The sequence below is a fragment of the Peribacillus psychrosaccharolyticus ATCC 23296 genome, from assembly GCF_000305495.1.
GTDB classification, from domain to species: Bacteria; Bacillota; Bacilli; order Bacillales; family DSM-1321; genus Peribacillus; species Peribacillus psychrosaccharolyticus.
Window position 1 is genome coordinate 1 of record NZ_AJTN02000246.1, and the last position, 1,970, is coordinate 1,970.

Annotated in this window: 2 protein-coding genes; both read left to right on the top strand. The window is 28.4% G+C overall.

What is annotated here, in order from left to right; genetic code table 11:
- Positions 1–695: WlaTC/HtrL family glycosyltransferase (locus tag WYK_RS19890; protein WP_201769113.1), on the top strand; the 695-nt coding region annotated here is incomplete at its 5' end.
- A gap of 7 nt (positions 696–702) precedes the next feature.
- Positions 703–1,970, top strand: a 1,268-nt coding sequence (locus WYK_RS19895) for an MATE family efflux transporter (RefSeq protein ID WP_040376198.1), incomplete at its 3' end; no start/stop codon positions are given.

Sequence of the window (1,970 nt, forward strand, 5' to 3'; positions counted from 1 at the left end):
ATAATATATGTGATATTGAGCCTGAGGTTTATAATGCCATGAAACAAGTTTCAGAAAACCAATGGTTTTTAGATTATAGAATATTACCTAATGCTACTTCAAATATTGCTAAATACTCATACTTAATGCTTTTAAAATCTTATTTCCTAGCAGATGCTGTAAAAAGAGGGTTAACAAAAAAACAAGTTGCATGGATTGATTTTGGTTTTAATCACGGTGGTGACCTATATACAAATCCAGAGCAGTTTGATTTCATGTGGGAATATGAATTCTCAAATAAGATTCAATTTTTTTATTATAAAAAATATGATGAAAAACCAATTTTTGAAATTGTAAGGCGTTTAAGTGATTGTATTATGGGTTGTCTAATTGTGACTCCTTCAAATCTTTGTGAAGAGCTTTGGAAATTGAACAAGGAAGCCATGCTTAACTTAAATAAAGTAGGTTTAAGTGATGATGATCAGTTAATTCAACTTATGTCATTTAGAGCTAAGCCGGAAATATTTGAGTTGCATCAAAGTGAATGGTTTTTGCCTCTTAAGGAATATGGCGGTAGCCATTTAACAATTAAAAGTCCTTTAGATAGAAGCAAGTATAGAAATATACTTAGTAATGGTAAAGCTGCATACAAAAAGAGAAAAAATGCGTTTAATACTGCGGTAAAAACTTATAAAAATCTTGTAACAAAAGTATAGTTATTTTATGAGTAATTCACGTACTGTAAGCTCAATAAAAAACGTAGGAGTAATTACGTTTATTCAAATATTTGGAATAATAATTACATTTATTAGTCGAACTGTGTTTGTTAACATTTTAGGGAATGATTATCTCTCCGTTCAAGCACTATTACTTAATCTAATAGCAATACTATCATTTACAGAACTTGGACTTGGAAATGCTATAATATACAGTTTGTACCGTCCAATAGCGAATGGTGATACAAAAAAAGTAAAAGCATTATTGAATTTTTATGCTAAGGCATATCGTTTTGTAATCTTAGCAATAACAGTAATCGGAATCGCTATAATTCCCTTTTTAAATATAATTATTAAAGATGTTCCAGATGTAAAAGAAAATGTCATATTTATCTATTTATTATTCTTAACAAATACAATTATTTCTTATGTATTTTCTTATAAGAAATCATTGTTAATTGCAGATCAAAAAAACTATATCGTAGTCTTGTTTCAACAATCAGTCCTAATTATTCAGGTAATTCTTCAAATATTGTTTCTGATTCATACGCATAATTTTGTTATTTTTTTGGTTATTCAAATCTTCTCTACGCTACTAACAAATATTTCCACTGATATCTATGTTAATAAAAAGTATAAGTATGTTAGTGTTTTGAAAGGATATGAATTAGAAAAAAATGAGAAAAAAGAACTTTTTTCCAATATAAAGGATATATTTTTCTATCGTATTGGCGCTATGTTATTAAATAGTACAGATAATATAATAATATCAATTATGCTTAAAACAACTTATGTTGGTCTCAGTGCAAATTATGTTCTGGTAATAAACGGAGTAAACAGTGTTTTAATGCAGGCGTGTAATGGTATTGCCGCTAGTATTGGGAACCATAATGTAGAAGCGAGTAATAAAAGAAAAGAGGAAGTCTTTGAGCAATTATATTTAATTGCTTTTTGGATTTTTGGAATATCTAGCATTTGCTTGGCTATATTCCTTAACCCAATGATTGAACTATGGTTAGGTTTTGATAATAAATTAGATACAACTATAGTAATTGCTCTAGTTTTATCATTTTATTTTACAGGAATTAACCAAATTCCTTCTCTGTATAGAACATCCATAGGGTTATTTAAACAGGCAAAATATACCCCCATTGTTGCCTCCGTAATCAATATTATATTATCTGTTATACTTGGTAAGTCTTTTGGTTTAGCTGGTGTATTTTTTGCAACTTCCATAGCAAAAATTTTAACATTTTGTATTGTTGATCCGGTATT